This is a genomic window from Aeromonas sp. ANP5 (genome assembly GCF_963870295.1).
GTDB classification, from domain to species: domain Bacteria; phylum Pseudomonadota; class Gammaproteobacteria; order Enterobacterales; family Aeromonadaceae; genus Aeromonas; species Aeromonas veronii.
The window spans coordinates 1-542 of the sequence record NZ_CAWMRY010000089.1 but is presented as its reverse complement, the minus strand read 5'-3'; the positions used below and the strand labels follow the sequence as shown (position 1 = coordinate 542).

1 protein-coding gene is annotated in these 542 nt (G+C 59.0%); it reads right to left on the bottom strand.

Annotated elements, in window-relative coordinates:
* On the bottom strand, positions 1-428 hold a 428-nt coding region (locus tag AACT07_RS22360), incomplete at its 3' end, for a transposase domain-containing protein (protein ID WP_171903442.1).
* Between the last annotated feature and the right edge of the window lie 114 nt (positions 429-542).

Sequence of the window (542 nt, the reverse complement as noted above, 5' to 3'; positions counted from 1 at the left end):
CAGTCCGGGGTATCGGGTGTGCGCCACATCACGCCATCGACGGCGAGCAGTTGCAGCCCGGCCCAGCCGGGGTGATTGGCCTGCTGGTGCCAGCGCGAAGCGGTCTCGTGAAACAGCCGTTCGATGCTCTTGTGGTCAAGCTTTTGGCGAGCCTGCAGGAAGGCGCTGGGGGCAACGAAGGGGCGGTCGCCGGGCAAGAGGATATCGAGCTGATTGACCAGCTGAGTCATGGGGACGTTGCGGAAGATGGCCATGCCGATGATGGCCCAGACCAGACGCTCCATGGGCATACGGCGGCGACGCAGGGTCACGACATCCTCTTCGGCGAGCAGCGTCGTGATGGGCTCGGGAGGAATGAGGTCTGAGAGTGACTCAAACTGAGCGGCATTGCTGGCGTGAAGGAAGTCGAGAGCGTGAGCGATACGCATAAAAAATCCGAAACCAATCAACAGGTTTCGGATTTTCACACAACAGAAGGATCGGTCAATGGATCCTTAACTGATCGGCATTAGGCTTGCGCCGGTTTTTTTATCTGTGTCCCG